Genomic DNA, 26,774 nt, shown 5'->3' with positions numbered 1-26,774 from the left:
GGGCGGCGCTCGCTCTAACAGGCGCTGCCATACCTTGTGGCAAACACCTGTCAGCCCTAAGGCGATCCCTGTGGGCTTGCCGGCGATGGGCTGCGCAGCAGCCCCAACATCAGAAATGGAAACCGAAAATGAATGCCGCCGTAGAACAGAACGCTCCCGCCGAAGCAGCACAGCAAGCCAGCACCAGACCCCGCCGCCGCCAGGCCTGGATCGCCGGCGGCAGCCTGGCGGCCGTCACGGTGCTGGCCTTCGCCAGCTACTGGCTCACCACCGGCCGCTACCTGCAGACCACCGACGATGCTTATGTCCGTGCCGATTGGGTGGCACTGAGCCCGCGCGTTGCCGGCTATGTTGCCAAGGTGGAGGTGGCGGACGACCAGCCAGTCCAGGCCGGCGATGTACTGGTACGGCTGCAAGACCAGGACTACCGCGCGCGTGTCGAGCAGGCCCAGGCCAGCGTGGCCGAGGCCCAGGCAGCACTGGCCGCCGCACAGGCTGGCCAACAGCTGGCGGCCGAGCGCATCAACCAGCGCCAGCACGCCATCCAGCAGGCTGAGGCGACCGTGCGCAGCGCCACCGCCGAACGCCAACGCACTGCCCTGGACGTGCAGCGCTACCGCGGCCTGGTACGCGATCAAGCGGCCACCGCGCAGCGCCTGGAAAGTGCCAACACCCAGGCGGCCCAGGCACAAGCGGCGCTGCAAGGGGCCCAGGCCGCGCTGCGCGAACAACGCGCTCAACTGGCCATGGCCAAGGCCCGCTCTACCCAGGCCGACGCCGTACTGCAACAGCGCGCAGCCGCCTTGGCCCACGCCCAGGCTCGCCGGCAACTGGCCAGCCAGGACCAGCACGACACCGTGATTCGCGCCCCGCTCGCTGGCATCGTGGGCCAACGCCGCGTGCGTGCTGGCCAGTACGTGGTGCCCGGCCAGCCGCTGCTGGCAGTGGTGCCGGTACAGCAGGCCTACGTGGTCGCCAACTACAAGGAAACCCAACTGGCCCGCATGCGCCCCGGGCAACCCGTGGAAATCCGCGTCGACAGCTTTGCCGGCCAGCCACTGCACGGCCGTGTGGCCAGTTTCTCCCCCGCCTCGGGCAACGTCTTCGCCCTGCTGCCGTCGGACAACGCCACTGGCAACTTCACCAAGATCGTCCAGCGCTTCCCGGTGCGCATCCTGCTCGACCCAGCGCCCGCAGGCCCGCAGCTGCTGCCGGGCATGTCGGTGGTGAGCATCGTCGACACCCGCCACGCCGAGGTTGCCGATGGCCACTGAGCAACCCGTCACGTTGCGCGCCTGGGTCGCCGTGCTCGGCGGCCTGTTCGGCTGCTTCATGGCCGGCATGAACGTGCATGTCACCAGCGCCGCGCTGCCGGAAATCCGGGGTTCGCTGGGCGCCAGCTTTGAGGAAGGCTCATGGATCTCTACCGCCTACCTGGTGGCGGAAATCGTCATGATCCCGCTGACCGCGTGGCTGGTCGAAGTGTTTTCGCTGCGCCGGGTGATGTGGACCGGCTCGCTGATCTTCCTGCTGGCCTCGGTGGCCTGCTCATGGGCCCCCAACCTGGAAACGATGATCACCCTGCGCGTAGTGCAGGGCGCGGCCGGCGCGGTGCTGATCCCGCTGTCGTTCCAGTTGATCATCACCGAGCTGCCAGCCAGCAAGATGGCCATGGGCATGGCGCTGTTCAGCCTGGCCAACAGCGTGGCACAGGCGGCCGGGCCGTCGATTGGCGGCTGGCTGACCGACGCCTATTCATGGCGCTGGATCTTCTACCTGCAACTGTTCCCGGGTATCGCCCTGCTGTTCGCCATCGCCTGGTCGATCGACGCCAGGCCGATGCGACTCGCGCTGCTGCGCAAGGGCGACTGGCTGGGTATCGCGGCCATGGTGATCGGCCTGGGTGGCTTGCAGATCGTGCTGGAAGAAGGCGGCAGGCTGGACTGGTTCGGCTCATCGTTCATCGTTGGCATGAGCGCGATCGCCGGAATTGCCCTGGTGGTGTTCGTGGTTACCCAACTGCGCGGCCAGCGCGCTTTCATCAATTTGCGCTTGCTGGGGCGTTACAACTTCGGCGTCGCCAGTGTGGCCATGTTCATCTTCGGCGCGGCAACCTTCGGCCTGGTGTTCCTGGTGCCCAACTACCTGTCGCAACTGCAGGGCTTCAGCGCCCACGACGTGGGTGTAGCACTGATCGCCTATGGCGTGGTGCAGTTGCTGCTGGCGCCCATGATGCCGCGGCTGATGGCCTGGACCAGCGCCAAGTTCATGGTCGCCAGCGGTTTCCTGATCATGGCTCTGGGTTGCTGGCTGGGGGCAAGCCTGAGCGCCGACAGTGCCGACAACGTGATCATCCCATCCACTGTGGTACGTGGCATCGGCCAGCCGTTCATCATGGTTGCGTTGTCGGTGCTGGCGGTGGCCGGGCTGGACAAGCGTGAAGCCGGATCGGCGTCGGCCGTGTTCTCGATGCTGCGCAACCTGGGGGGCGCGGTGGGGACGGCCGGGTTGACCCAATTGGTGGCCACCCGCGAGCGTTTCCACAGCGAACGCATCCACGAGCAGGTCAGCGTGTTCGAGCCGGGCATGCAGGAACGCATCAACCACGCGGTGCAGAGCTGGTTGCCGCAGCAGCAACAGGCGCTGGAGGGGTTGGCGGCAACCATTCGCCGCGAAGCGTACCTGATGGCCTACAGCGACGCATTCTACCTGGCGTGCCTGGCCTTGCTCGGGTGCGCCCTGGCGGCGGTGCTGTTGCGGGCCAGGCAGAACACCTGAAAAGCGTCAGCGGGCCCCGTGGATGCTGGGCTGCACCGCCAGGTGCAGCCTGCTCGCCGACCACCCGGCACAGGTCGCTGGTACACTCTGGGCCGACGACAGGTGCGAGACAGAACACAGGTATGAACCCGACGCGCTATGCCACTGTGGCCAAGGACTTGATGGCAGGCATTGCCAGTGGCCGCTATCCGGTGGGCAGCCTGCTGCCAACCGAGCACGAGCTGTGCGACCTTTACGGTGTGAGCCGGCACACGGTACGTGCCGCGATCGACCAGTTGCTCGGCCAGGGGCTGGTATCGCGACGCAAGCGCGTCGGCACACGGGTCGAGGCCAGCAGCCCCCGCGGGGGCTACACGCAGTCGCTGGCCAGCGTCGCCGACCTGGCACAGCTGGCGCCAGATCAGCGCTGGCAGATCCGCGATGTGCAGCACTTCGTTGCCGACCTGGGCCAGGCGGCACGGCTGGGGCTGGTGCCGGGTGAGCACTACTTTTGCCTGTCGAGCATCGCCGTGGCGCAGGCTGCGCCGCCGCTATGCTGCACCCAGGTCTATGCACAGCGGGACTACGGCGAAGTCATCGAACGCGCCCGCGAGCAGCCCGAACAGCCGATTGCCAGGCTGATCGAGCAGCATTACGGCCGCGCGATCGCGGTGATCGACCAGCAAGTACGGGCGGTAGCGCTGACGGCAGAGCTGGCCCACGCGCTGGAGGCGCAGGTGGGTTCGGCGGGGTTGCAGATCATTCGCCACTACCGCGAAGAGAACGGCGACCTGATGGCCGTGGCCGAGACGATTCACCCGCATGACCGTTTTACCCTGGTTACCCAGTTGCGCCGGGATCGCGCAGCGGGGTAAGCCGTTTCACAACTCAAGGCGCCCTTACAGCGCTCAACCCAAGGCAAGGTCGACAGGCATGGCAGCAGACAACACGCGGATGCTTACAGTGGGCGAAGTCGCCAAGCGCAGCGGTGTGGCAGTGTCAGCGCTGCACTTTTATGAAGCCAAGGGGCTGATCGCCAGCGTTCGTACGGCGGGCAACCAGCGCCGCTACCCTTCGCTGGTACTGCGCACCCTGGCGATCATCAAGGTGGCACAGCGCACCGGTATCGCACTGGAGGAAATCCGCCAGGCATTGAGCCGCTATGCGCCCAACAGCAAGCTGACCGCGGCGCAGTGGGGCGAAATGTCGAGCGCCTGGCGCGAAGACCTGAATGCACGCATCCGTACCCTGGAGGCGCTGCGCGACAGCCTCGACAACTGTATTGGCTGCGGCTGCCTGTCACTGCAGGACTGCCCCCTGCGCAATCCCGGGGATGTGCTGGCCAAGGAAGGGAGCGGCGCGCGGATTCTGGAAAAGAAGGCGCGCTAGCCTCGCCCACTCACGCCACGGGCGATTCCCTGCAGGGGCGTGTGGCTTGAAGGTGATGAGTAGTTGGAACCATTGCCGCCCTTCACCTCCCTAACCCTGTGCTGTCAACCCAAAGCCGCTTACAGGAAGGAATGTAGCCATCATGAAACGCGAACAGATCGAAGGTGTTGCCGAGAATCTTGCAGGCAAGGCGCAGAGCGCTGTAGGCCGGCTGGTCGAAGACCCGGCGCTGGAAGCCGAAGGCGATGCGCGTCAGGCGGCAGGCCAGGTGACCAAGACCTATGGTGATGCCGTGGACACGGTGACTTCGTTCGTCAAGGAAAAGCCTATCGCCGCACTGGCCATCACCGCCGCCGTCACACTGGTGATTTCTCGCCTGCTGCGCCGTTGACCCGGGGCGCAACAGGCGCTTAAGGGCCGGACATGTCGTCCGGCCCACGCCATCACCGCTGGCGATATCGTAGCCAAGACAAAGGTGCAATACCTGTGGGAGCGGGCATGCCCGCGAACACCGGCTCAGCCGGTGCCATGCAGCGCGCTGGTTTCTTCTCGGGCTTGCCCGCCCCCACAGGGATGGCATCAGGGCTGGCAGTTGTTGGCCAGAAGGCGCTGAAGAGGCTGTGGCAAGCGACCTGCGGTGTTAGTCATTCTTGCCCAACATGTACTGGTCAAAATGCTTGATATGCTCGTCCAGGTTATCTTCGAGCATCATCCGGTACTGCTCGCAGAAGTATTTCAGGATCTCGTCCCGCGCAGCGCCCAGTTCGGCGCCGCTCTTGAAGCTGCGGGCGCTCATCCAGGCGCTGAAGCGCGCGGCACCGAAGGTCAGCGAGGCGCTTACCTTGCCCAGGTCCTCGACCCTGTCGATCTGCTGGTTGGCCAGTTCTATGTGCGCATCGGCACGGTCGTAGAAGGCCTGGTCGGTAGCTTGGGTCATGGCGGTTCACCTGGTTGTGCAAGACGAGCGAAAGGCCAAGCCTTGCATGTCGCGGCGCATACGTGCAAGGCTGAAAAAGGATTACCAAAGTCGAAAAAGGACTCACAGTACCTCATGCTCGGAATCACACGTATCCATCGCTATTTGCGCCCACTGCCTGCAAAACCGACTGCAGCCAGTGGGCGTGACCTCAAGGCCAAACGTGCCGCCCGCCTCGCTTCCAGGTTCGCCAACCTGCTGTGTACCCCCCGCTCCATCCCGCCCTACCTCTGCGTTACTCCCCAGCGCCCTCCTGTCGACCGCGTGCCCCCTACCTGACTGCCATTGCTGCAGCTCGCACGCCATGCTCGCCTGTTGCAGGCGGGATGTCCGACCCACCGACAAGGGGCAACAACCCATGCTTTTCTTTCACGGCAAACGCATCTTCAGCGCTATCTTCGATATGGATGGCACCCTCTTCGACACCGAACGCCTGCGCTTCAAGACCCTCAAGCAAGCGTCGCTGGAAATCTTCGGCAAACCGCTGGGCGAGCACACACTGCTCGGCTCTCTGGGCCTGAGCGCGAAAAAAGCCGAAGCCTTGGCCAAGGCGCATAACGGCGCAGACTTCCCCTATGCCGCCATCCGCCAGCGCGCCGATGAACTGGAGCTGGAGTACGTGCGCAATCACGGCGTGCCGATCAAGCCCGGCCTGCTGGAGGTGCTGGAGCGCCTGCGCAAGGCCGGCTTGACCATGGCCGTGGCCACCTCCAGCCGCCGCGCCATCGCCGAGGAATACCTGATCAACGCCAATGTGCTGAAGTACTTCGACATCACGGTGTGTGGCGATGAAGTCAGCCAGGGCAAACCCCACCCGGAGATTTTCCTGAAGGCCGCCCGCGCACTCAACTGCACGCCAGCGCAGTGCTTCATGGTCGAGGATTCGGAAAACGGCATGCTGTCGGCCATGCGTGCCGAGGGCCAGGCGATTCTGATCGAAGACATCAAGCCACCTGCCGCCGACATCAAGGCCGCCGCACTCAAGGCTTACCACAGCATGCCGGAGTTCCTTGCCGACCTGAATGCATGCGTGCCCGAGCTGGGCATGCCCGCGCTCAGCGAACCCTTCCCGGCGTCGTTGAACCAATTCCGTGTCGGTATTCATGGCTTTGGCGCCATCGGCGGCGGCTACCTGACCCAGGTGTTTTCCCATTGGGACGGCTATACCCGGCCCTGCGAAATCATCGCCGCTACCCGCTCACGCATGCTGCGCGAGAGCGTGAGTGCCTTCGGCAGCTACAGCGTGCGCTATGGCAGCACCTCGTTCGACCAGACCATCGACAATGTGCGCATGATCGACCTGGACGATGAACAGGCGGTGATCGCCATGTACAACGACGCCGAGATCATCGGCCTGAGCCTGCCTGAACAGGCCATTCGCAACCAAGCCAGGGTAATTGCCCAAGGCCTGCTGCAGCGCTTCGAGCGCCGCGGCCGCGAACTGACGTTGCTGATCGTGCTGAACAAGGTGGGTGGCGGCGCGTTCGTGCGCCGGCATGTGCAAGCCGAGCTGGCGACATTGTGCCCGCCGGCAATCTGCGAGCAGGTAATGCTCAAGACCCATTTCGCGGAAACGGTAGTCAGCCGCATCGTTTCCAAGCTGAGCAACGACGCGCTGGTGCGGCAATTGCGGATCAAGTCGCAGATGTTTCGCAACAGCCTGGAAGAAGAGCCTGCCGCCCCCCGCAGTGCCTCGGCGCCGCCGGCTGAATACGAGCGATTGCTCGGGCATTTCAGGCCCTTTGCCCAGCCCAGCAGCGCCATGAGCCAACTGCACCTGGTGCTGTTCAACAGCGAAGCCGACATGCCGTTGTATGTCGAGCGCGGCAGCGACCTGCTCGAACGCCTGCGCCAAGTGCACACGGTGCCGGACATTGCCCAGATCCAGGTCATCAAGAACCGCCTGTGGAACGGCCCGCACGCGATCATTGCCTGGTACGCCAGCCTGCTGGGCCATGCCTGGGTGGGCCAGGGCATGGGCGACGCCCGCGTCAATGCCCTGGCCGAGCGGCTGATACGCCAGGAAGTGGCGCCCGCCCTGGAAGCGGAGTACCCGCAAATGACCGAGGTGATCAGCCGGTTCGCCGACGCCTTCCTGGCGCGCTGCAAAACCTCGTTCAAGGACCCGTGCGCCCGCGTCGGCCGCGATCCGCTGCGCAAACTGCAGCGCAATGAACGTATCCTCAGCAGCATCGAGCTGGCCGGCAAGCACGGCATCGACACACCGGCCCTGGCCTTTGGCGCGGCATTGGCCATTCACCACGCCCTGCGCTGCGACGATGCGAAGAACCTGGACGCCCAGGCGATCAGGCAGGTGTACCTGGACCATGATCACAGCGTCGAGGCTGTGCTGACCTACCAGGGCATCTGCAACGGCAAGCGCTTCCCGGCCTTGAACCCGCTCAGCGACGCGCCGCTGATCAATGCCATTGCCGAGGCCTTCCGGCAATACCAGCACGCGCACCCGGCCCCGCTGCCCGCTTCGCGCTGCATAGGCGCGTAACGCGCGCCTTTTTGCCGCGGCGCCAGCTGCGAACACCGGCCCGGCCGGTGTAAGCGCCTGCGCCGCGCGCTTTGCCAACGCCCCTCGCGCACCTCCTTGCCGCCCGGCCCGCCACCTCTGGAGCCCCACTGCAGACTAGTTGTGTCATTTCCTACTTGATTATGACACAAGGTGTCATTATGATCGCCGTGTGTCCTGACGACCTTCCTGTGTCGCTCAGCAACTCACCGCCCTTTCCTGCAGGTACCGCCCATGACGACCACCATGCATGCCCCCAAGGACCAACTGGTCAAGCACGCCCAGCAGCAAATGCTGACGGCCCTGGCCGACAACGCCTACAGTACCCGGCAAAAGCTGGCCCTCACCTGCCGCATCCTGTTCGACGGCGGCCACGACTCGGGGCTGGCCGGGCAGATCACCGCCCGCGCCCAGGAGCCTGGCACCTATTACACCCAGCAACTGGGCCTGGGCTTCGACGAAATCGCCGCCTCCAACCTGCTGGTGGTGGACGAAGACCTGACCGTGCTGCAAGGCCGTGGCATGGCCAACCCGGCCAACCGTTTCCACAGCTGGCTCTACCGCGCCCGGCCTGACGTCAACTGCATCATCCACACCCACCCGCTGCACAGCGCCGCCCTGTCGATGCTGGAGGTACCGCTGGCCATCTCGCACATGGACCTGTGCCCGCTGTTCGACGATTGCGCGTTCCTCAAGGACTGGCCTGGTGTGCCGGTAGGCAATGAAGAAGGCGAAATCATCGCGGCGGCCATCGGCGACAAGCGCGCGATCCTGCTTTCCCACCATGGCCTGCTGATCGCTGGCGGCTCGATCGAAGAAGCCTGCGTGCTTGCCCTGCTGTTCGAGCGGGCCGCCAGGATGCAGCTGCTGGCCATGGGGGCCGGTGACATCCGCCCCATCCCCGAAGCCCTGGGCAAGGAAGCCCACGACTGGATCTCCACCCCTAAGCGTCATGGCGCCGCGTTCAGTTATTACGCGCGGCGTGCCTTGCGGGCCCACGGCGACTGCCTGGCCTGACTCGAAGCTGTACTCTTCCCTCAACAACGGCAAAGGTGCCTGGTCATGTCTACACCTGTAATTCGCGGCGTCATCGGCTACACCATCACTCCCTTCTCAGCAGACGGCACACTCGACCTGGAGGCTTTGGGCACGTCCATCGACCAATTGATCAAGCACGGCGTGCACGCCATCGCGCCGCTGGGCAGCACCGGCGAAGGGGCCTACCTGAGCGACAGCGAATGGGAAAGCGTGGTGCGCTTCAGCCAGGCGCGCATCGCCGGGCGCTTACCCAGCGTGGTCAGCGTCTCCGACCTGACCACCGCACGCACCGTGGAGCGTGCGCGCCTGGCGCAGGCATGCGGCGCCACGGCGGTCATGGTGCTGCCCGTTTCGTACTGGAAACTCACCGAAGCCGAAGTGGTGGCCCACTACAAGGCCGTCGGCGCCGCCATCGACATCCCGATCATGCTTTACAACAACCCGGGCACCAGCGGCACCGACCTGTCGGTGGAACTGATCCTGCGCATCCTCGCCGAGGTGCCGAATGTGACCATGGTCAAGGAAAGCACCGGTGACATTCAGCGCATGCACCGCCTGTTCCAGGCCAGCAAGGGTCAGGTAGCGTTCTACAACGGTTGCAACCCACTGACCCTGGAGGCCCTTGTGGCAGGCGCGAGCGGCTGGTGCACCGCCGCGCCCAACCTGATCCCGGCATTGAACCTGGCATTGTGGGACGCCGTGCAGCAAGGCCAACTGGCCGAAGCCCGCACGCTGTTCTACCGCCAGTACGAACTGCTGGAATACATCACCCGCCGCGGCCTGCCCACCACCATCAAGGCCGGCCTGAAGCTGCTGGGCCAGGATGTCGGCGCGCCCCGCCTGCCGTTGCAGGCGCTGGATGCGCAAGGCAGCGACTATCTGAAAAACCTGCTGACCGAACTGGCTGCCTGACCCTCGACAGCGCAGCCCTGTAAGCGCGGGTTACCCGCGCAACAGGCAACGCGCTGGGTGGCGGGATCGCTGCCAGCGTTTGCATGGCCGCCTTCGGGCGCTGCGCAGCGACGCCCGCCACGCGGGCATTCCATCCCCTTGCCGTGCGCCAGGCGCGCACACTGTCTACAGGTCCCGACATGCGCTACGTTGCTGCCCCCAAGCTGCTGACCCAGGTTGCCGCCGTACATTTCGTCAGCCATGTGCACATCATGCTGGTCCCGGCACTGCTGCCAGTGCTGCCCTCCCTGCTGGGGGTCGGTTTCGTCGAACTCGGCGTGGCCTTGGCGGTGTTCAATATCGTCTCTGCCCTGGTGCAGGCCCCGCTGGGTCATGCCGTCGACCACTTTGGCGCGCGCAAGGTGCTCAAGGCCGGGCTGCTGCTGGGCAGCGTCAGTTTCCTGCTGCTGGCCGCCAGCCCCGGCCATGCGGTGTTGCTGGTGAGCATGGCGCTGGCCGGCCTGGCCAATGGGGTGTACCACCCGGCCGACTATGCGCTGCTGGCCAAGGGTATCGAGCCAGACCGGCTGGGGCGGTCATTCTCCATTCATACCTTCGCCGGCTTTCTCGGCTCGGCGGTAACCCCGGCAATATTCCTCGGTATCGCTGCCGTGTTGGGCACACGGGCAGCCCTGGCGACGGGCGCAGTGTTCGGCGCTGCTGCGCTGCTGTTGATATCGCTGCCAGGCAGCGGGGTGTACCGGGTAACGGAGATGGGCAACCCGGGCAATGCCGGCGCGCCGCCGGCAAACGGCCGAGTGCGCTTGTTCACCCCCATGATCGGCGTGCTGACAGTGCTGTTCATATTGCTCAACCTGAGCACCAGTGCCATCGAGAAATTCTCCGTTGCCGCACTGGTGCAAGGCCAAGGTCTGACCTTGGCCTGGGCCAATACCGCGCTTACCGCCTTCTTGCTCTGTAGCGCCGCAGGGGTGCTGTGTGGCGGTGCCCTGGCCGACCGTACCCGCCGGCATGGCCTGGTGGCGGCGCTGGCTTTCGCCCTGGCCGCTGTGCTGACCGCAGTGGTGGCCCTGGGTGTGCTGCGCGAATGGACATTAGTGGTGGTGCTGGGCAGCATCGGCCTGCTGACCGGAATGATCGCCCCGTCGCGGGATATGCTGGTAAAAGCGGCCGCGCCCAAGGGTGCCGAAGGCAAGACCTTCGGGCTGGTCTCGACCGGGTTCAACATCGGTGGTGCCGTCGGGCCAGTGGCGTTCGGCTGGATGCTTGACCGGGGGCTGCCAAATGGCATTTTCGTTGCTTCGGTAGCGTTCATGGTGCTGACGGTGATGCTGACCGTGGCGCAGGAGGGGTATATGGCTCGAAAACGCAGGAACGCGCAGCGATGAATGAATGGGGTGGCGAACCCCTGCCGCCCCAGACAAATTCACCCCACCGGATTCCCATGCACCACCCGCCCCGCCACCCCTGGCCGATTGACAAACAACACATCCAGTACGCTGTTACGCAACCCTTTCAGCGCATTCCAGTTCGCCGAAGCGTGCACATACTTGTCGCGCAATAAGCGCTGCTCTTGCTCGCTCAGCGCCAATTGCCCGGTTTCGCCCAAGGCGAAGCCATGCAATTTTGCGCTGATCACCTGCAATTCAGCCGGCAAACGGTGCTCCGCCTGGCCGCCCAACGGCGCAAACGGCACGCCAGCCCGTACCGCCAGCTCGCGCATCACGCTCAGGTAGACACGCGACAGGTGCCCGGCCACCTCCCGCTCGCGGGCTACCGCTGCGTAGACTTGCTTCTCTGCTTCACGCGGGTGGCCGCCAGCGATCGGCTCCTCCCAGGTGATCACCCGTGGCCGGGGTTCCCCCATGTCGGCAAAATCCGTCGCCAGCAGGCCCTGCATCACGGCATGCACGCGGCACTGCCCGGCAGGCGTCGCCACCGGCACGCGCTGGGATTGCGGTTTACACAACAGCACCTGTTCCCATGTGGTTTCCGGGTAGCCGCCACCGATATTCGAGTGCACACCCGGCAGCACGATGTCGTGGCCACTGCTCACCAGCGGGAAGTTATGCCGCCGCTCATCCCGCGCGACCAGTTGTACCACCTGCCGGGCAATACCCGCCTCCAGGCCCAGGCGCAAGCCACCGTGGCGCTCGTCGGCGGGGTCGAAGTCGCCCTGCAACGGCGCGATGATCGCGGCCACCGTGTCGAACAAACCCATGAAGTTGATCGCGATGTCACACGCCACCGGCAACAATCCCCCGGCACCGTCGTGCAACAGGTTGGCCAGGTGGCGTACCGCCGCCGCGCCACGGCTGAAGCCGAACAAGTCGAACTCCAGGCGTGCCGGCATCCACTGCGGGTGCGCCTGGCACCAACCCTGCAGTTGCCCGGCAATCGCCTGCAACGCCTCGGCCACCCGGGCTTCCACGCCCGTGCGGCCACGCCCGGTGGCAGAGGCATACACCGGGTCGGTTTCACCGGCCAAGGTGCCGATGCCTTCCATGTAGCATTTGAAAAAGACCTGGCGCGCCTCGCCATCGGCCGCTTGCGCCGGGTACAACGCATGCAGCAGAGCTACGTTGCTCAGCGCATTGGCATAACTGCCGCCGTGCCCCGCCAATGCCGTGGCGTTGTGCTGATTGTTACCGGTGCCATCGAAGAACACCCCAAAACGCAGGGTTACCCGTCGAGGGGTCGGCGTACCGCCGTTGCTCGCTACCATCTTCGTGCCTTGTGCTTGACCCAAAAGCACAAGCAGGCGCCAGTACGCCGTCAGGCAACATCAGGCAATCGCCAAGCCTTCGTGAGAGTTTTCCATACCCCAGGCCCGCTGCAGCGATAAATTTAACCCAGTGCCATTAGTCGCCGCCCCCCCGGATGGATTAAAGTATCAGCCCTTGCCAGGGCAGCTGCCGTCAGCCGCCTCCGGCCCCCTACCAGGAACCGTCGCCGATGGAACACCGTGAAGCGCTGATCGCGCTGCGCACCTTTCTTTCAACCCAGATCCTAGGCCAGGAGAAACTGGTCGAGCGGCTGTTGATCGTGCTGCTGGCAGACGGCCACATGCTGGTCGAAGGGGCGCCCGGGCTGGCCAAGACCAAGGCCATCAAGGAGTTGGCCGAGGGCATCGAAGCGCAGTTCCACCGCATCCAGTTCACCCCCGACCTGCTTCCGGCCGACATCACCGGCACGGAAATCTACCGCCCGGAAACCGGCAGTTTCGTGTTCCAGCAGGGGCCGATCTTCCATAACCTGGTGCTGGCCGACGAAATCAACCGTGCACCGGCCAAGGTCCAGTCGGCACTGCTCGAGGCCATGGCCGAACGCCAGGTCAGTGTGGGCCGCAGCACCTACGACCTGTCGCCCCTGTTCCTGGTCATGGCCACGCAGAACCCGATCGAGCAGGAAGGCACCTACCCGCTGCCCGAAGCCCAGCTCGACCGCTTCCTGATGCACGTGAAAATCGGCTTCCCGGACGCCGCGGTCGAGCGGCGCATCCTGGCGCAGGCCCGCGGCGAAGCGCTGGGCGGCGAAGTGAAACCCGAACGGCGGGTCAGCCAGCAGGCGATCTTTGCCGCGCGCAAGGAAATCCTCAACCTGTACATGGCCGATGCCGTCGAGGAGTACCTGGTGCAGCTGGTCATGGCCACCCGCACCCCGGCCAAATTCGATACCGAGCTGGCTGACTGGATCGCCTACGGCGCCAGCCCGCGCGGTTCCATTTCGCTGGACCGCTGCGCACGTGCCCACGCCTGGCTGGCCGGGCGCGACTTCGTCAGCCCCGAAGACATCCAGGCGGTGCTGTTCGACGTACTGCGCCACCGCATCATCCTCTCCTTCGAAGCCGAGGCCGCGGGGATCGACCAGGACCGCGTGGTCCAGCGCATCCTCGACGTCGTCGCCGTTGCCTGACCCCATGCCCACTGCGCACCTGGCCGAACCCGGCATCCGCATCGGCCTCGCCGAGCTGATCGACATGCGCCACCGCGTGCGCGAAATCCAGCTGTTTTCCAAGCCCGGCCAACGCAGCCCGCTGGTCGGCCTGCACCATTCCAAGCTGCGCGGGCGCGGTGTGGACTTCGACCAGGTGCGCGTGTACCAGGCCGGCGACGACGTGCGCAACATCGACTGGCGGGTGACCGCACGCACCCAGGAGCCCCACACCAAGCTGTTTCACGAAGAACGCGAACGGCCTATCTTCATCCTGGTCGAGCAGAGCCAGCGGCTGTTCTTCGGCTCGGGCCTGATGTTCAAGTCGGTGCTCGCCGCCCAGGCCGCCGCCTTGTTCGGCTGGGCCGCGCTGGCCCATAACGACCGCATCGGCGGCCTGGTGTTCGGCGACAACGAGCACCACGAAATCAAGCCCCGGCGCAGCAAACAGAGCCTGCTGCAGTTGCTCAACCGCATGGCCAAGGTCAACCAGGCACTGCACACCGAGGCGGTTGCCGGGGCCGACAGCCTTGGCCTGGCGCTGCGCCGCGCCCGCGAAGTGCTGCGCCCGGGCAGCCTGGCCATCGTGATCTGCGACGAGCGTTCGCTCAGCGCCCAGGTGGAGCAGCACCTGGCCATGCTGTCCCGGCATTGCGACCTGCTGCTGCTGCCGGTGTCCGACCCACTCGACCATGCCCTGCCGGCCGCTGGCCTGCTGCGTTTTGCCCAACGCAGCGCGCAGCTGGAGCTCGACACCCTCGACGCCAACCTGCGCCAGGCCTACCGCCAGCAGGCCGAAGCCCGCATCGAGCGCTGGGAGCTGCTGGCGCAAAAGCTGCGGGTGCTGCTGATGCCGCTGAGCACGCAAAGTGAAATGATCGAGCAATTGCGCGAATACCTGAGCGCACAGCGCCCGCGGAGCGCGTCATGAACCCGCTCGATCAGTTGCAACCGCTGATCGAACCGGCGCCCATCGGCCTGTGGCCGCCAGCACCCGGCTGGTGGGCATTGCTGGTCATCCTGCCAGTGCTGGGCTGGGGCCTGTGGCGGCTGCGGCACTGGCGCCCGCGCAAGCGCCGTGTCGTACGCGCCGAGCAACCGCTGGACCCGGTGCGGGTAGAAGCGCTGGCCGAGCTGGCACGCCTGCCACGCCCCTACGACGGCGCCCCCGCCGGCGCCTGGCTGCAACAGATCAACGCCCTGCTCAAGCGCCTGTGCCGCAGCCACTACCCGGGCGCCAACAGCCACACCCTCAACGGCCGCCAGTGGCTGGCATTTCTCGACAACCGCTGCCCCGCAGCCGGCCTCACACGCTGGATGGTGCTGGTCGAAGGCGCCTATAAACCCGAGTGCAAACTCGACGACAAGGCCATCGCCGGGCTGAGCCAAGCCGTCGAAACCTGGATCCGCAAGCATGTTTGAACTGGCCTGGCCGTGGGTCTTTGCCCTGCTGCCGCTGCCGTGGCTGGCGCGCCTGCTGCTGCCCGCCGCCGACAGCGGCGAACCGGTACTCAAGGTTGGCTTCCTCAACGAACTGGAAGGCCTTGCCGGGCGGCGCGCGCGGCTGAACCTGCCCACCTGGCGCCAGCAAGGGCCATTCGTGGTCATCTGGCTGTTGCTGCTGTGCGCTGCCGCGCGCCCGCAATGGCTCGGTGACCCGGTGCCAGTGGCGGCCAGCGGCCGCGACCTGCTGGTGGCGGTGGACGTGTCCGGGTCGATGGACTTCTCGGACATGCAGTGGAAAAACGAAGACATCAGCCGCCTCGACCTGGTCAAGGCCCTGCTCGGCGATTTCCTGCAGGACCGAGAAGGCGATCGCGTGGGCCTGATCCTGTTCGGCAGCCAGGCCTACCTGCAGGCCCCGCTCACGTTCGACCGGCGTACCGTGCGCACCTTCCTCGACGAAGCGCAAATCGGCATCGCCGGCAAGAACACGGCCATCGGCGACGCCATTGGCCTGGCGGTGAAACGCCTGCGCCAGCGCCCGGCGCAAAGCCGGGTACTGGTACTGATTACCGACGGTGCCAACAATGGCGGGCAGATCCACCCGCTGACGGCAGCCCGCCTGGCAGCCCAGGAAGGCGTGCGCATCTACACCATCGGCATTGGCGCCAACCCCGAAGCCAGTGGCACCCCAGGCCTGCTCGGCCTCAACCCGAGCCTGGACCTGGACGAAGCCGCTCTCAGGGAAATCGGCGAAATCACCCACGGTGCCTACTTCCGCGCGCATGACGGAGCCGAACTGGACGCTATTGGCGACACCCTCGACCAACTCGAACCGGTGGCCCAGCAACCGACCCAGGCCCGCACCGCCCAAGCCCTGTACGCCTGGCCATTGGCCCTGGCACTGCTGCTGAGCGTGCTGCTGGTGGTGGCCGTGCAATGGCCCGACAACCTGATGCAGCGCCTGCTGCGCAAGCCGCGCTTCTTGCAGCCACACCCGGAATGGCGCCAACGCCTGAAGCGCTTGCGCTTGCGGAGGCGGCGATGATCGACCTGTGGCCGCAATGGTTGCGCCCCCTATGGCTGCTGGCCGTGCCCTTGCTTGGCTGGCTGCTGTACAAGCTGTGGCATCGGCGCAAACGCGCCGGGCGCTGGCAGCTGATCCTGCCGCCGGCATTCCACGCTGTGCTGCTGGGCGGCGGCAACGGCAACACCAGCAAACTGCCGTGGGTGGCGCTGGGCTTGGCCTGGCTATTGGTGATCCTGGCCCTGCTCGGGCCCAGTTGGCAGCGGGTGGAAGAAAACCGCCAGCGCCCGGCCGACCCGCTGGTGATATTGCTGGAGCTGACCCCGCAGATGCTCGCCGAGGACAGCCCGCCCAATCGCCTGGAACAGGCCCGGCGCAAAATCCTCGACCTGCTGGAGCACCGCCGCGACAGCCAGACGGCGCTGGTGGTCTATGCCGGCTCCGCACACACCCTGGTGCCGCTGTCCGATGACCTGGCCACCACGCGCAACCTGCTGGAGGCCATCGACCCGTCGATCATGCCCAAGCCCGGCCAGCGCGCCGACCTGGCTGTGCAGAAGGGCCTGGCCCTGCTGGCCCAGAGCGGGCTCGGCCAGGGCCGCCTGCTGCTGATCGGGTCGTCGCTCAGCGCCCCGGAGCGCCAAGGCATCGCCCAGGCCCTTGGCCGGCAGGGCCCAAGCCTGCTGATGCTGGGTATCGGTAGCCGTGACGGTGCCCCGGTGCGCCAGGCCAATGGCGAATACCTCAAGGATGACCAAGGCGGCATTCTGGTACCCCGCCTGGACAACGCCAGCCTCAAGGGTTTCATCAACGGCACCGGCGGGCGCTACCGGCATGCGCGTATCGACGACCTGGACCTGCGCGGCCTGGGCCTGTTCGACCAGCCGCGGGCCGGGCGCAACGATGGCCAGACCCTGCAGCTGGACAGCTGGGCCGACCAGGGCTACTGGTTGCTGATTCCGCTGCTACTGCTGGCCGCGTGTGCCGGCCGGCGCGGTTGGCTGTTCTGCCTGCCGTTACTGCTGGCCCTGCCCCAGCCCAGCCAGGCTTTCGAGCTCGATGACCTGTGGCTGCGCCCCGACCAGCAAGGCCAACGCCTGCTCGAGCTGAACCGCCCAGCCAGCGCGGCTCGGCACTTCCATGACACGCAGTGGCGCGGCCTGGCGCTGTACCAGGCCGGCGACTACGCGGGTGCGGCCGAGGCATTTTCCCAAGGCGACACGGCCGCCGACCACTACAATCGAGGCAATGCACTGGCCCGTGCCGGTGAGCTGGAAGCGGCCCTGGACGCCTACGAGCAGGCGCTGGAGCGCCAACCCGATCTGCAAGTGGCACTGGACAACCAGGCATTGGTGCAACAGCTGCTGCAACAGCGCCAGGCCAAGGCCGAGGAACAACCGCCCGGTAACGATGCCCAAGGCACGCCCGGCAGCGACACCGAAGGCAACAGCAGTTCGGCCAGCAGCGCCGCCCAGGGCACCCCCAGCGGTGATGAACAAGCCAGCGCCGAGCAGCCTGGCGAAAGCAGCAGCAACAGCCAGGGCGCACCGGGTAACCAGCCGGGTGCCGATGAGGGCGTCATCCAGCCGCCCCAGCGCCCGGTGTCGACCAGCCTCGACGCCGAACAGCGCCAAGCCCTGGAACAATGGCTGCGGGAGATCCCCGATAACCCGGCGGAGCTGCTGCGGCGCAAATTCTGGTACGAACAGCAACTGCAACAGGAAACCCCACGATGAGTCGCTTCGGCGTCTTGCTCCTCTCCCTGCTGTGGGCCACCCTGGCCCAGGCTGAACCCCTGCTGCAGGCCAGCGTCGACCGCACCCGCCTGCAGGCTGGCGAAAGCCTGGAACTGACCCTGGAAAGCCAGGACGTCACCCAGTTCGGCAAGCCCGACCTGCGCGCCCTGGAAGGCGAATTCGAGGTGCGCGGCACGCGCCAGTTGAACAGCCTGCATACCCTCGACGGTGAAACCCGCGCCAGCACCCGCTGGATCATCACCTTGCTGCCGCGGCGCAGCGGCGGCCTGCGTATCCCCGAGCTGCAGCTGGGTCAGTCACGCAGTCAGGCCATCGACCTGCAAGTGCTGCAGGCCGATGCCAGCCCCCAGGACACTTCACAGGTGTTCATCGAGGCCACCCTCGACAGCCCCGACGTCTACGTGCAGGCACAGGCTGTGCTCACCTTGCGCATCTATCACTCGGTGGCGCTCTATGACGACAGCAGCCTGAGCCCGCTGCAGCTGGAAGGCGCCAAGGTCGAACCGCTCGGCGAATCACGCACCTATGAAAAGGAAATCAATGGCGTGCGCCACGGCGTGATCGAAACCCGCTATGCCGTGTACCCCCAGCAAAGTGGCACGCTCGAGATCCCGCCACTGACGTTCAGCGCCACCGCCGCAGCCAGCAGCGACGAAACCCCGCAAGCCAATGGCACGGCCCGGGCCGGGCACCAGGTACAGGTCAGCTCGCTGCCGCTGCGGCTGGCGGTACGCCCGATTCCCGCCGCCTGGCCTGCGGGTGTGCCGTGGTTGCCGGCGCGTAGCCTGACACTGGAAGAGCACTGGAACCCCGACCCCGGCAACCAGCAGGTACAGATTGGCGACTCGCTGACGCGCAACATCACCTTGCGCGCCGAAGGCCTTTCCAGCACCCAGTTGCCGCCGTTACCCGCCACCGAGATCACCGGCCTGCGCCGCTACCCCGACCAGCCGCTGCTGCGCAACGAAATCAACGAACGCGGCATGACCGCCAACCGCGAGGAACGCGAAGCACTGGTGCCCACCCATGCCGGCACGTTGGCCCTGCCGGCGCTGGAAGTGGCGTGGTGGAACACCCGTGAAGATCACCTGGAGCACAGCAGCCTGCCGGCGCGTACGCTGAACGTGCAAGACAACCCGGCATTGAGTGCCGACAGCCCGGTGGGCGATAACAGCAGCGCCAGCAGCGCGCTGTGGCCTTGGCAATTGGCGACTCTGCTGTTCGCCCTTTCCACCGTACTGGGCTTCGCCCTGTGGTGGCGCGCCCGCTCGCAACCGGCGGTGCTGCGTGCGGCGCAGAACGGGCCGAGCCCGCGCACCTTGCTGGATGACCTCAAGCGCGCTTGCCTGGCGAACGACCCCCAGGCCACCCGCCAGGCGCTGGACGCCTGGGCCCGGCAGCAACCGGAGACCCTGGCCGAGATGGCGGCGCGCTTCGTGCCGTTGTCGGATGCGCTGGATGGGTTGAATGGCGCGTTGTACAGCGAGAGTGGGCAGTATTGGCAGGGTGAGGATTTGTGGCGGGCGATCGGCACGATACCGCCGGCTGAACAGGTGTTGTTGCCGGCTGGGGAGAACGGCAGCTTGCCGCCGCTTTATCCCAAGTAGCCGGCTGCCTGCCAGGGCCTCTTCGCGGGCATGCCCGCTCCCACAGGTACGACGTATGCCTGAGCGTTACGCGGTGCCTGTAGGAGCGGGCGCGCCCGCGAACACCGGCGCAGCCGGTGCCAGCCCTCCCCCCCATCCCCCGCCCTGCCCCCCACCCCCCTGCTTGGGTTACCATACCGCCCTCGCGCAACGCCCATCCCCAAAGCCAAGCCCTCTGGCTTGCTCGACTCGACACCACAGGTCATCCATGCGTCTGTTTCATACCTCCGACTGGCACCTGGGCCAAAGCCTGCACGGCCAGGAACGCGATTTCGAACACGCCTGCTTCCTCGACTGGCTGCTCGGCCAGCTTCGCCTGCGCCAGCCGGATGCGCTGCTGATCGCCGGCGATATCTTCGACACGGTCAACCCCCCGGTCAAAGCCCAGGAGCGTCTGTACGACTTCATCGTCCAGGCGCATGAGCAGCAGCCCAAGCTGGACGTCGTGATGATCGCCGGCAACCACGATTCCGGCTCGCGCATCGAGCTGCCTGCCGCACTCATGCGCCGCCTGCGCACCCACGCCCTGGGCCGTGTGCACTGGCTGGACGAGGGCCAACTGGATGCCGAGCGGCTGCTGATTCCGCTGACCAATGGCCGTGGCAAGGTCGCAGCCTGGTGCCTGGCGCTGCCGTTCCTGCGGCCGGCGGAAGTCACCGGCCCCCACCTGGGCGACGACTACCTGCAAGGCATCACCCAGGTGCACCAGCAACTGATCGCCGCAGCACTGCAAAAACGCAAGAAAGACCAGGCGCTGATTGCCATCAGCCATGCGCACATGGCCGGGGGCGCAGTGTCGGAAGACTCCGAGCGCAGCCTGATCATCGGCAACGCCGAGGCGCTGCCGGCCAAGCTGTTCGACAAGGCCATCAGCTATGTCGCCCTCGGCCACCTGCACAAGCCACAGAAGGTCAACCGCGAAGAACGCATCCGCTACAGCGGCTCACCGATCCCACTGTCGTTCGCCGAAATCAACTACCCGCACCAGGTGCTGGAGGTGGAACTGGACGGCAGCGGCCTGGTCAGCGTCGAGCCGCGCCCGGTACCGCGCGCCGTGGCCCTGCAACGCATCGGCCCGGCACCGCTGGGTGAGCTGTTACAGCAACTGGCAGACCAGCCGGTAATCGACCTGCTGGAAGACCCCAATCGCCAACCCTGGCTGGAGGTGCGGGTCATTCTCGACGAGCCGCAACCGGACCTGCGCCAGCAGATCGAGACCGCGCTGGCGGGCAAGGCAGTGCGGCTGGTGCGCATCAGTGCCGAGTATGCTGGGCGCAACAGTAGCGAAGATGATGACCTGGCCTTTGTCGAACTGGCCCAGATGACCCCGCAAGACCTGTTCAGCCGGGCCTGGGAGCAAGCCTACGGCAGCGCTGTCGACGAGCAGGCGCTGGCCGACTTTGCCCTGCTGTTGCAGGACGTGCAGCAGGAAGAGGAGCAGCCATGAAGATTCTTGCCATCCGCCTGAAGAACCTGGCATCGCTGGCTGGCCCCGTCGACATCGACTTCACTGCCGAGCCCCTGGCCAGCGCCGGCCTGTTCGCCATTACCGGGCCCACCGGCGCCGGCAAGAGTACCCTGCTCGACGCCCTGTGCCTGGCCCTGTTCGGCACCGTTCCGCGGCTCAATGACATCGGTCGGGAAGCCAAGGTGCCGGATGCCGACGGCGACATCCCCACATCCGACCCGCGCAACCTGCTGCGCCGTGGTACCGGCAGCGGCTTTGCCGAAGTCGATTTCGTCGGCGTCGACGGCCGCCGCTACCGTGCCCGCTGGGAAGCCAACCGCGCCCGCGACAAGGCCAACGGCAAGTTGCAGCACAGCCGCCAGAGCTTTTACGACCTGGACAGCGAGCAGGTCCTGGCCAGCGGCAAGAACGAATACAAACAGTTGGTCGAAGCCCGCCTGGGCCTGAACTTCGAGCAGTTCACCCGCGCGGTGATGCTGGCCCAGAGCGAGTTTGGCGCGTTTCTCAAGGCCGACGACAGAGAGCGCAGCGAACTGCTGGAAAAACTGACCAACACCGCCATCTACACCCGCCTGGGCCAGCGCGCGTTCAGCAAGGCCCGCGAGGCCGGTGAGGTGCACAACGAACTGCTCGCGCGCGCCAGCCACCTGCTGCCGATGGACGCCGAAGCCCGCGCCCAGCTCGACCAGCAACTGGAGCAGGCGCAGCAGCACCTGAAGGCTGACCAGGCCGGTGAGCGCCAGCTGGAACAGCAACGCAACTGGTTGCACGAGCAAAACCGGCTACAAGCCCAGCACGCCGAGGCGGCCCGCTCGCTGCAGGCCGCCGAGCAGGACTGGCAGCAGTTGGCCGAACCGCGCCTGGACCTGCTGCGCCTGGAGCGCCTGGCACCTCAGCGCCACCAGTTCCACCGCCAGCAGGCGCTGAACGCACAACTGGCCCCACTGGCGGCAAGAATTGCGCAGCAGCAACAGCAGCAGGACGAACTCCAGGCACGCGCAAATATCCTGGAGCAAGCACTGAACGCCGCACGCCAGGCGCTCGCCGACAGCCAGGCGCAACACGGCGAGAATGCCCCACGCCTGCGCCAGGCCTTCGCCGCCCAGGACAACCTGGCGCGCCTGGACGAAGCGCTGGCCGCGCAACGCAGCAGCAGCCAACAGGCTGAACAACACGTCGCCGATGGCCAGCAGCAGTTGCAACAGCTGGAGGCCAACCAGCAGCGCAGCCTGCAGCAATTGGCGCAGATCGACAGTGCCCTTGCCGACAGCGAGCACCTGGCAGGCCTGGCCAGTGCGTGGCACGCCTACCTGCCGCAACTCAAACAGGTGATGCTGATTGGCGGCCGCCTGGCCAAGGGCCGCGAAGAGCTGCCCGGCCTGCAGGCCCAGGCCAGCCAGGCCAATGTGCAGCTGCAGGCCGAGCGCGATGCCTACGAGCTGCTGTTCCGCGAAGCCAAGGCCGAACCCCAGGCCCTGGCCGAGCAGATCGACCTGCTCGGTGGCATGCTGCAGGACAACCGCAAGCAGCAGCGCGCCGTTGAAGAAATGTCGCGCCTGCACGGCCGCGAACTGGAACTGCGCCAGCAACTGGACAGCGTCCGTGAACGCCAGCAACAGGCCATGCAGCAACGCCAGCAGTTGATCAGCGAAGGCACCGCGGCGAAGGCCGAGCTGGAGGCGGCCGAACAGGCGCTCAACCTCACCCGCCAGTTGCTGGAGCGGCAACGCCTGGCGCGCACCACCAGCGTGGAGGCACTGCGCGAGCAATTGCGCGATGGCGAACCTTGCCCAGTCTGCGGCAGTGCCGAACACCCGTTCCACCAGCCTGACGCACTGCTGCACAGCCTGGGTCGGCATGACCAGGCTGAAGAAGCTGCCGCGCAGCGACAGGTCGACACCCTCAACGCCAAGCTGGTCGAGCTGCGCACCCAATTGGGCGTGGTCAACGCCCAGCTCAAGGACTTCCAGCAGCAACAGCAGCAACTGGGGGATCAGTTGCAACCGCTGGTGGCGCAAGTGCAGGCGCACAGCCTGTGGCCGGCCCTGGCCCCGCAGGATGACAAGGCCCGTAGCACCTGGCTGGCCAGCCAGCTGCAGCGCCTGGAGGCGGAAATTGCGCAGGACGAGAAACGCCAGAGCGCGCTGCTCACGCTGCAACGCGATGCTGCCCGCCTCACCCAGCAACTGCAGGCCGCCCAAGACGCTCAACAGCAGGCCCAGCGCCACCTCGAACAACAGCACCAGGCCCTGGCCAACGACGAGCAGCAGTTGCAGCAAGGCTTGCACGACCTGGCCGGGGTGCTGCCCGAGCAGGCCCTGAAGGCACTCGACGAAGACCCGGCCAATGCTTTCCTGGCCCTGGACCAGCAGATCGCCCAGCGCTTGCAGCAACTGGAACAGCGCAAGGACGAACTGGAAGAACAGCAGGCCCGGCAAACCCAACTCGACAAGCTGCGCGACCAGCACCAGGCCCGCGTGCAAGGCCTGCAGCAGTTGCAGCAACAACTTGCCGCCCTGGACGAGCAGCGCCAGCAGGCCCAGGCCGCCCTCGGCGAACTGCTCGGTGAACACGCCACTGCCGAAGCCTGGCAACAGCACATGGACGCCGCGCTGGACCAAGCCCGCGCCCTGGACGCCGACACCGCCCAGCGCCTGCAGGAACTGCGCACGCAAGCCGTGCAACTGGCCAGCGAGCTGAAGGCCGACGGCCAGCAGCAACAGGCGCTGGTTGCCGAATGCCAGCAGTTGCAGGGCCAGATCGCGCAGTGGCGCAGCCAGCACCCGGAGCTGGATGACGCCGGGCTGGATCGCCTGCTGGCCATGGAGGATGCGCAGGTCACAGCATTGCGCCAGCGCTTGCAAGGCGCGGAAAAAGCCATCGAACAAAGCCGCGTGTTGCTGCAGGAACGCGAACAGCGCCTGCAACAGCACGTGGCCGACATGACAGTGGACACCACGGCCGAAGCCCTCGAGCAAGCCCTGCTGGAACTGCGCGAGCGCATGGCCAGCCACGAGCAGCAATGCGCCGAACTGCGGGCGCAGCAGGCCGATGACCAGCGTCGTCAGCAGGCGCATCAGGCACTGGCAGCCGAGATCGAGCAAGCCCGCCAGTCGTGGCAGCGCTGGGCCCGCCTGAATGCCCTGATCGGCTCGGCCTCGGGCGATGTGTTCCGCAAGATCGCCCAGGGTTACAACCTTGACCTGCTGTTGCACCATGCCAATAGCCAACTGCGCCAACTGGCCCGCCGCTACCGCCTCAAGCGGGGCGGCAGCGCCCTGGGCCTGTTGGTCCTGGACACCGAAATGGGCGACGAGCTGCGCTCGGTGCACTCGCTGTCCGGCGGCGAAACCTTCCTGGTGTCGCTGGCGTTGGCCCTTGGCCTGGCTTCGATGGCTTCCAGCACCCTGCGCATCGAATCGCTGTTCATCGACGAAGGTTTTGGCAGCCTGGACCCCGAGTCGCTGCAGCTGGCCATGGATGCCCTGGACGGCTTGCAGGCACAGGGGCGCAAGGTGGCAGTGATTTCCCACGTGCAGGAAATGCACGAGCGGATCCCGGTGCAGATTCAGGTGCACCGCCAAGGCAATGGCCTGAGCGAAGTGCAGGTGTGCGGGTGATCCTGTACTCGTTCCGTCGCTGCCCGTGGGCCATGCGCGCGCGCCTGGCCCTGCGCTATGCGGGCTGTGAGGTCGAGGTATGCGAAGTGGCGCTGAAGAACAAGCCGGCAGAACTGCTGGCCTTGTCCCCCAAGGGCACGGTGCCGGTGCTGGACACCGGCAGCCAGGTGCTGGAAGAGAGCCTGGATATCATGCGCTGGGCGCTGGCGCAGAACGACCCGCAGGATTGGCAACTGCGCGCGAACCCCGCGGCGGCGCAGCAGGCGCATGCCCTGATCGCGCGTAATGACAGCACGTTCAAGTCGCAGGTGAACCTGTACAAGTATGCCGAGCGCTACCCGCAGCACCCTCGCGCGTACTACCGCCAGCAGGCCGAGGCCTGGCTGGCGGAGCTCGAAGGGTTGCTGGAGAGCCGGCCGTACCTGTTGGCTGACCAGCCGAGCATCGCCGACGCCGCCTTGCTGCCCCTGATGCGCCAGTTTGCCGGGGTGGAACCGCAGTGGTTCGCCGAGGCCGCTTATCCGCGGCTGCGGAGCTGGCTAGAGGGGTGGTTGGCATCAGACCTGTTCCGCTCGATCATGGCCAGGTAACTTCACCCGGCTCCCTGTAGGAGCGGCCTTGTGTCGCGAAAGGGTCGCGCAGCGGCCCCGGGTTCTCGCGTTACCGCCGACATTGCCGGGGCCGCGCCGCGGCCCTTTCGCGACACAAGGCCGCTCCTACAAGGCGTGGTGTTGATATCAGTCGATGAACTTCAAGTCCGAGGGTGCGTCCTGGTCCAGGATCTGCACCGTCTCGCCCAGCTTGCCAGTCTCGGCGTCACGGCGCATGACCACGATCTGGTTGCTCTTCTGGTTCGCCACCAGCAGGAAGCGGTTGCTGGGGTCCAGGGCAAACTCGCGGGGGTGGTCGCCTTCCACGGCGCGGCGCTGCACAAACGTCAGCTTGCCGTCGCCCTTGCCAACCGCAAACACCACGATTTCATTCGCTGTACCGCGATTGCTCACGTACAGGAAGTGCCCGTCGGCCGACAGGTGCAACCCGCCCGCCGCCTTGGCCGTCGACGCCGAGTCTTCGGTCAGTGCCAGGCGCTGACCCTCGGTCAGGCCCGCACCGTTGACATCGAACATCACCACTTCCCCGCTCATTTCCAACGTGAGGTAGGCATGCTGCCCCGTGGCATCGAACAGCAGGTGGCGTGGTCCGCTGCCTGGCGGCAACGCCACCGACGGCGGCGTGGCCGGGCTCAAAGGCTGGTCCGGGCTGGCGCCGTCGTAGCGGTAGATGAATACCTTGTCGGCACCGAGGTCGCTGGCGTACAGATATTGCCCATTGGGTGACGACACCAGTGAATGCACATGCCCCCCCGCCTGGCGCTCGCGGTTCACGCCACTGGGCCGGTGTTGCAATTGCTGCACGACCGGCTTGAGCTGACCGTCCCTGGCTACCGGCATCACTGCCAGGCTGCCGCCGGGGTCAGGGTTGACCGCGTAGTTGGCCACGAACAGGTAGCGCTGGTCATGGCTGAGGCTGGCGTGGGTTGGCTCGTCGCCTTGGCTGGCCACCTGGTTGAGCGGCTTGATGTCGCCCTTTGCACTGACACTGAAACTGCTGGCATTGCCGCCCGGGGTTTCATTGACAGCGAACAGCAGGCGGCGGTCGGCCGACAGCACCAGCCACGACGGGCTGACACTTTTCACCACTTGCTGCGGGGTAGGGTCGATGTGGCCCCGTTGTTCGTCGAACTGGTAGCGGTAGATACCCTGGCTGGCACCATCGGTATAGCTGCCCACCAGCAGGGTCGCGGCGTGGGTCGGGATAGTCAGGCTCATCAGGCTAGCGGTCAGCAGGGTCGTCCAGGTGCGCTTCATCTTGGTCTTCATCCGGGGCGCGAAAGGCACTCATGCAGACTAGCCGATGCGCGCCATTGGCATCGGCCAGTTGCCACTCGTCACCCATGGCGGTCGCCGCGGCGACCTGCTCGGGGGTAAACGACCAGCGGCGCAGTTGGCGGCCGTCCATGCACTCGACGCGCAGGCCAGTGGTATCGGCGGTGAACTCGAAGGCGTGCAGGCCGTCGATCAGGAGCATGTCGCAGGACTGCAGGGCGTGGCTGAGGGAGGACATTGGGTTACCTGTCAGGGAAGTGCTGCCAGTATAACCCTGTGACATCCCTGTGGGTGATTCTATGGTTCCTGGCAAGGGTAGCCAGGGCATCTTCAGCGCCTGTGAGATCGAGCGCCGCCCGCGCGGCGCAATCGCGAGCTGCGCTCGCTCCTACGTTTGTTTC

22 protein-coding genes are annotated in these 26,774 nt (G+C 66.1%); 18 read left to right on the top strand and 4 right to left on the bottom strand.

Annotated features, from left to right (window positions below):
• Positions 1-128 precede the first annotated feature (128 nt).
• The 5 genes from EGJ22_RS21240 (at position 129) to EGJ22_RS21220 (ending at position 4,537) form a co-directional block, all read left to right on the top strand.
• On the top strand, positions 129-1,274 hold the full coding sequence (locus EGJ22_RS21240; protein WP_064314446.1) for an HlyD family secretion protein: 1,146 nt from the start codon (positions 129-131) through the stop codon (positions 1,272-1,274).
• The gene (locus tag EGJ22_RS21235; protein WP_029886684.1) at positions 1,264-2,778 is read left to right on the top strand and encodes a DHA2 family efflux MFS transporter permease subunit; all 1,515 of its coding nucleotides are present in this window, start codon (positions 1,264-1,266) and stop codon (positions 2,776-2,778) included. Before EGJ22_RS21240 ends, EGJ22_RS21235 begins: the two co-directional genes overlap by 11 nt.
• Before the next feature lie 122 nt (positions 2,779-2,900).
• Positions 2,901-3,632 (top strand): GntR family transcriptional regulator, encoded by a 732-nt coding sequence (locus EGJ22_RS21230; protein ID WP_029886683.1) that lies wholly within the window; start codon positions 2,901-2,903, stop codon positions 3,630-3,632.
• Positions 3,633-3,690: 58 nt separating this feature from the next.
• A complete protein-coding gene (gene soxR, locus EGJ22_RS21225; protein ID WP_029886682.1) occupies positions 3,691-4,146 on the top strand; it encodes a redox-sensitive transcriptional activator SoxR in 456 nt (151 codons plus the stop codon).
• 142 nt (positions 4,147-4,288) lie between these two features.
• Positions 4,289-4,537, top strand: coding sequence for a CsbD family protein (locus EGJ22_RS21220; RefSeq protein ID WP_009683472.1), 249 nt, complete (start codon positions 4,289-4,291; stop codon positions 4,535-4,537).
• Positions 4,538-4,786: 249 nt separating this feature from the next.
• On the opposite strand, the gene EGJ22_RS21210 is transcribed toward EGJ22_RS21220, so the two are convergent.
• Entirely contained in the window at positions 4,787-5,083 is a 297-nt protein-coding gene (locus EGJ22_RS21210; protein ID WP_009683473.1) for a DUF3144 domain-containing protein, read from the bottom strand.
• 397 nt (positions 5,084-5,480) lie between these two features.
• Between EGJ22_RS21210 and mtlD the strand changes: the two genes are divergently transcribed.
• The 4 genes from mtlD to EGJ22_RS21190 all read left to right on the top strand — a co-directional run bounded on the left by mtlD (position 5,481) and on the right by EGJ22_RS21190 (position 10,981).
• Entirely contained in the window at positions 5,481-7,625 is a 2,145-nt protein-coding gene (gene mtlD, locus EGJ22_RS21205) for a bifunctional mannitol-1-phosphate dehydrogenase/phosphatase (RefSeq protein ID WP_029886680.1), read from the top strand.
• A gap of 252 nt (positions 7,626-7,877) precedes the next feature.
• A complete protein-coding gene (locus EGJ22_RS21200; RefSeq protein WP_029886679.1) occupies positions 7,878-8,660 on the top strand; it encodes an aldolase in 783 nt (260 codons plus the stop codon).
• A 45-nt stretch (positions 8,661-8,705) separates the two neighbouring features.
• Positions 8,706-9,593 (top strand): dihydrodipicolinate synthase family protein, encoded by an 888-nt coding sequence (locus EGJ22_RS21195; protein WP_029886678.1) that lies wholly within the window; start codon positions 8,706-8,708, stop codon positions 9,591-9,593.
• 179 nt (positions 9,594-9,772) lie between these two features.
• Positions 9,773-10,981: an MFS transporter gene (locus EGJ22_RS21190; RefSeq protein WP_029886677.1), complete on the top strand. Its 1,209-nt coding sequence runs from the start codon at positions 9,773-9,775 to the stop codon at positions 10,979-10,981.
• 38 nt (positions 10,982-11,019) lie between these two features.
• Here EGJ22_RS21190 and EGJ22_RS21185 read toward each other — a convergent pair whose 3' ends face one another.
• Positions 11,020-12,318: a DUF2235 domain-containing protein gene (locus EGJ22_RS21185; RefSeq protein ID WP_029886676.1), complete on the bottom strand. Its 1,299-nt coding sequence runs from the start codon at positions 12,316-12,318 to the stop codon at positions 11,020-11,022.
• A 230-nt stretch (positions 12,319-12,548) separates the two neighbouring features.
• Between EGJ22_RS21185 and EGJ22_RS21180 the strand changes: the two genes are divergently transcribed.
• From EGJ22_RS21180 to EGJ22_RS21140, 9 genes are all read left to right on the top strand, one after another.
• Positions 12,549-13,508: a MoxR family ATPase gene (locus tag EGJ22_RS21180; RefSeq protein ID WP_009683481.1), complete on the top strand. Its 960-nt coding sequence runs from the start codon at positions 12,549-12,551 to the stop codon at positions 13,506-13,508.
• Positions 13,509-13,512: 4 nt separating this feature from the next.
• A complete protein-coding gene (locus EGJ22_RS21175) occupies positions 13,513-14,457 on the top strand; it encodes a DUF58 domain-containing protein (protein WP_029886675.1) in 945 nt (314 codons plus the stop codon).
• Complete coding sequence (locus EGJ22_RS21170) at positions 14,454-14,948, top strand: DUF4381 domain-containing protein (protein ID WP_009683483.1); 495 nt, start codon at positions 14,454-14,456, stop codon at positions 14,946-14,948. The genes EGJ22_RS21175 and EGJ22_RS21170 overlap by 4 nt, the downstream gene beginning before the upstream one ends.
• On the top strand, positions 14,941-16,017 hold the full coding sequence (locus tag EGJ22_RS21165; RefSeq protein WP_029886674.1) for a VWA domain-containing protein: 1,077 nt from the start codon (positions 14,941-14,943) through the stop codon (positions 16,015-16,017). The genes EGJ22_RS21170 and EGJ22_RS21165 overlap by 8 nt, the downstream gene beginning before the upstream one ends.
• Positions 16,014-17,732: a tetratricopeptide repeat protein gene (locus EGJ22_RS21160; RefSeq protein WP_029886673.1), complete on the top strand. Its 1,719-nt coding sequence runs from the start codon at positions 16,014-16,016 to the stop codon at positions 17,730-17,732. The genes EGJ22_RS21165 and EGJ22_RS21160 overlap by 4 nt, the downstream gene beginning before the upstream one ends.
• Positions 17,729-19,360, top strand: coding sequence for a BatD family protein (locus tag EGJ22_RS21155; protein ID WP_064314448.1), 1,632 nt, complete (start codon positions 17,729-17,731; stop codon positions 19,358-19,360). The genes EGJ22_RS21160 and EGJ22_RS21155 overlap by 4 nt, the downstream gene beginning before the upstream one ends.
• Before the next feature lie 247 nt (positions 19,361-19,607).
• A complete protein-coding gene (locus EGJ22_RS21150; RefSeq protein ID WP_029885842.1) occupies positions 19,608-20,846 on the top strand; it encodes an exonuclease SbcCD subunit D C-terminal domain-containing protein in 1,239 nt (412 codons plus the stop codon).
• Positions 20,843-24,487 (top strand): AAA family ATPase, encoded by a 3,645-nt coding sequence (locus EGJ22_RS21145; protein ID WP_029885843.1) that lies wholly within the window; start codon positions 20,843-20,845, stop codon positions 24,485-24,487. Before EGJ22_RS21150 ends, EGJ22_RS21145 begins: the two co-directional genes overlap by 4 nt.
• Positions 24,484-25,077: a glutathione S-transferase gene (locus tag EGJ22_RS21140; RefSeq protein ID WP_029885844.1), complete on the top strand. Its 594-nt coding sequence runs from the start codon at positions 24,484-24,486 to the stop codon at positions 25,075-25,077. The genes EGJ22_RS21145 and EGJ22_RS21140 overlap by 4 nt, the downstream gene beginning before the upstream one ends.
• A gap of 147 nt (positions 25,078-25,224) precedes the next feature.
• Here EGJ22_RS21140 and EGJ22_RS21135 read toward each other — a convergent pair whose 3' ends face one another.
• Positions 25,225-26,355, bottom strand: coding sequence for a lactonase family protein (locus tag EGJ22_RS21135; RefSeq protein ID WP_223809606.1), 1,131 nt, complete (start codon positions 26,353-26,355; stop codon positions 25,225-25,227).
• On the bottom strand, positions 26,321-26,611 hold the full coding sequence (locus tag EGJ22_RS21130; RefSeq protein WP_029885846.1) for a DUF5629 family protein: 291 nt from the start codon (positions 26,609-26,611) through the stop codon (positions 26,321-26,323). The genes EGJ22_RS21135 and EGJ22_RS21130 overlap by 35 nt, the downstream gene beginning before the upstream one ends.
• Positions 26,612-26,774: the final 163 nt, after the last annotated feature.

The sequence above is a fragment of the Pseudomonas sp. p99-361 genome, assembly GCF_003935475.1.
Taxonomy (GTDB): Bacteria; Pseudomonadota; Gammaproteobacteria; order Pseudomonadales; family Pseudomonadaceae; genus Aquipseudomonas; species Aquipseudomonas juntendi.
Note: the sequence above shows the minus strand (reverse complement) of the source record. Positions and strands in the feature narration are given on the sequence as shown.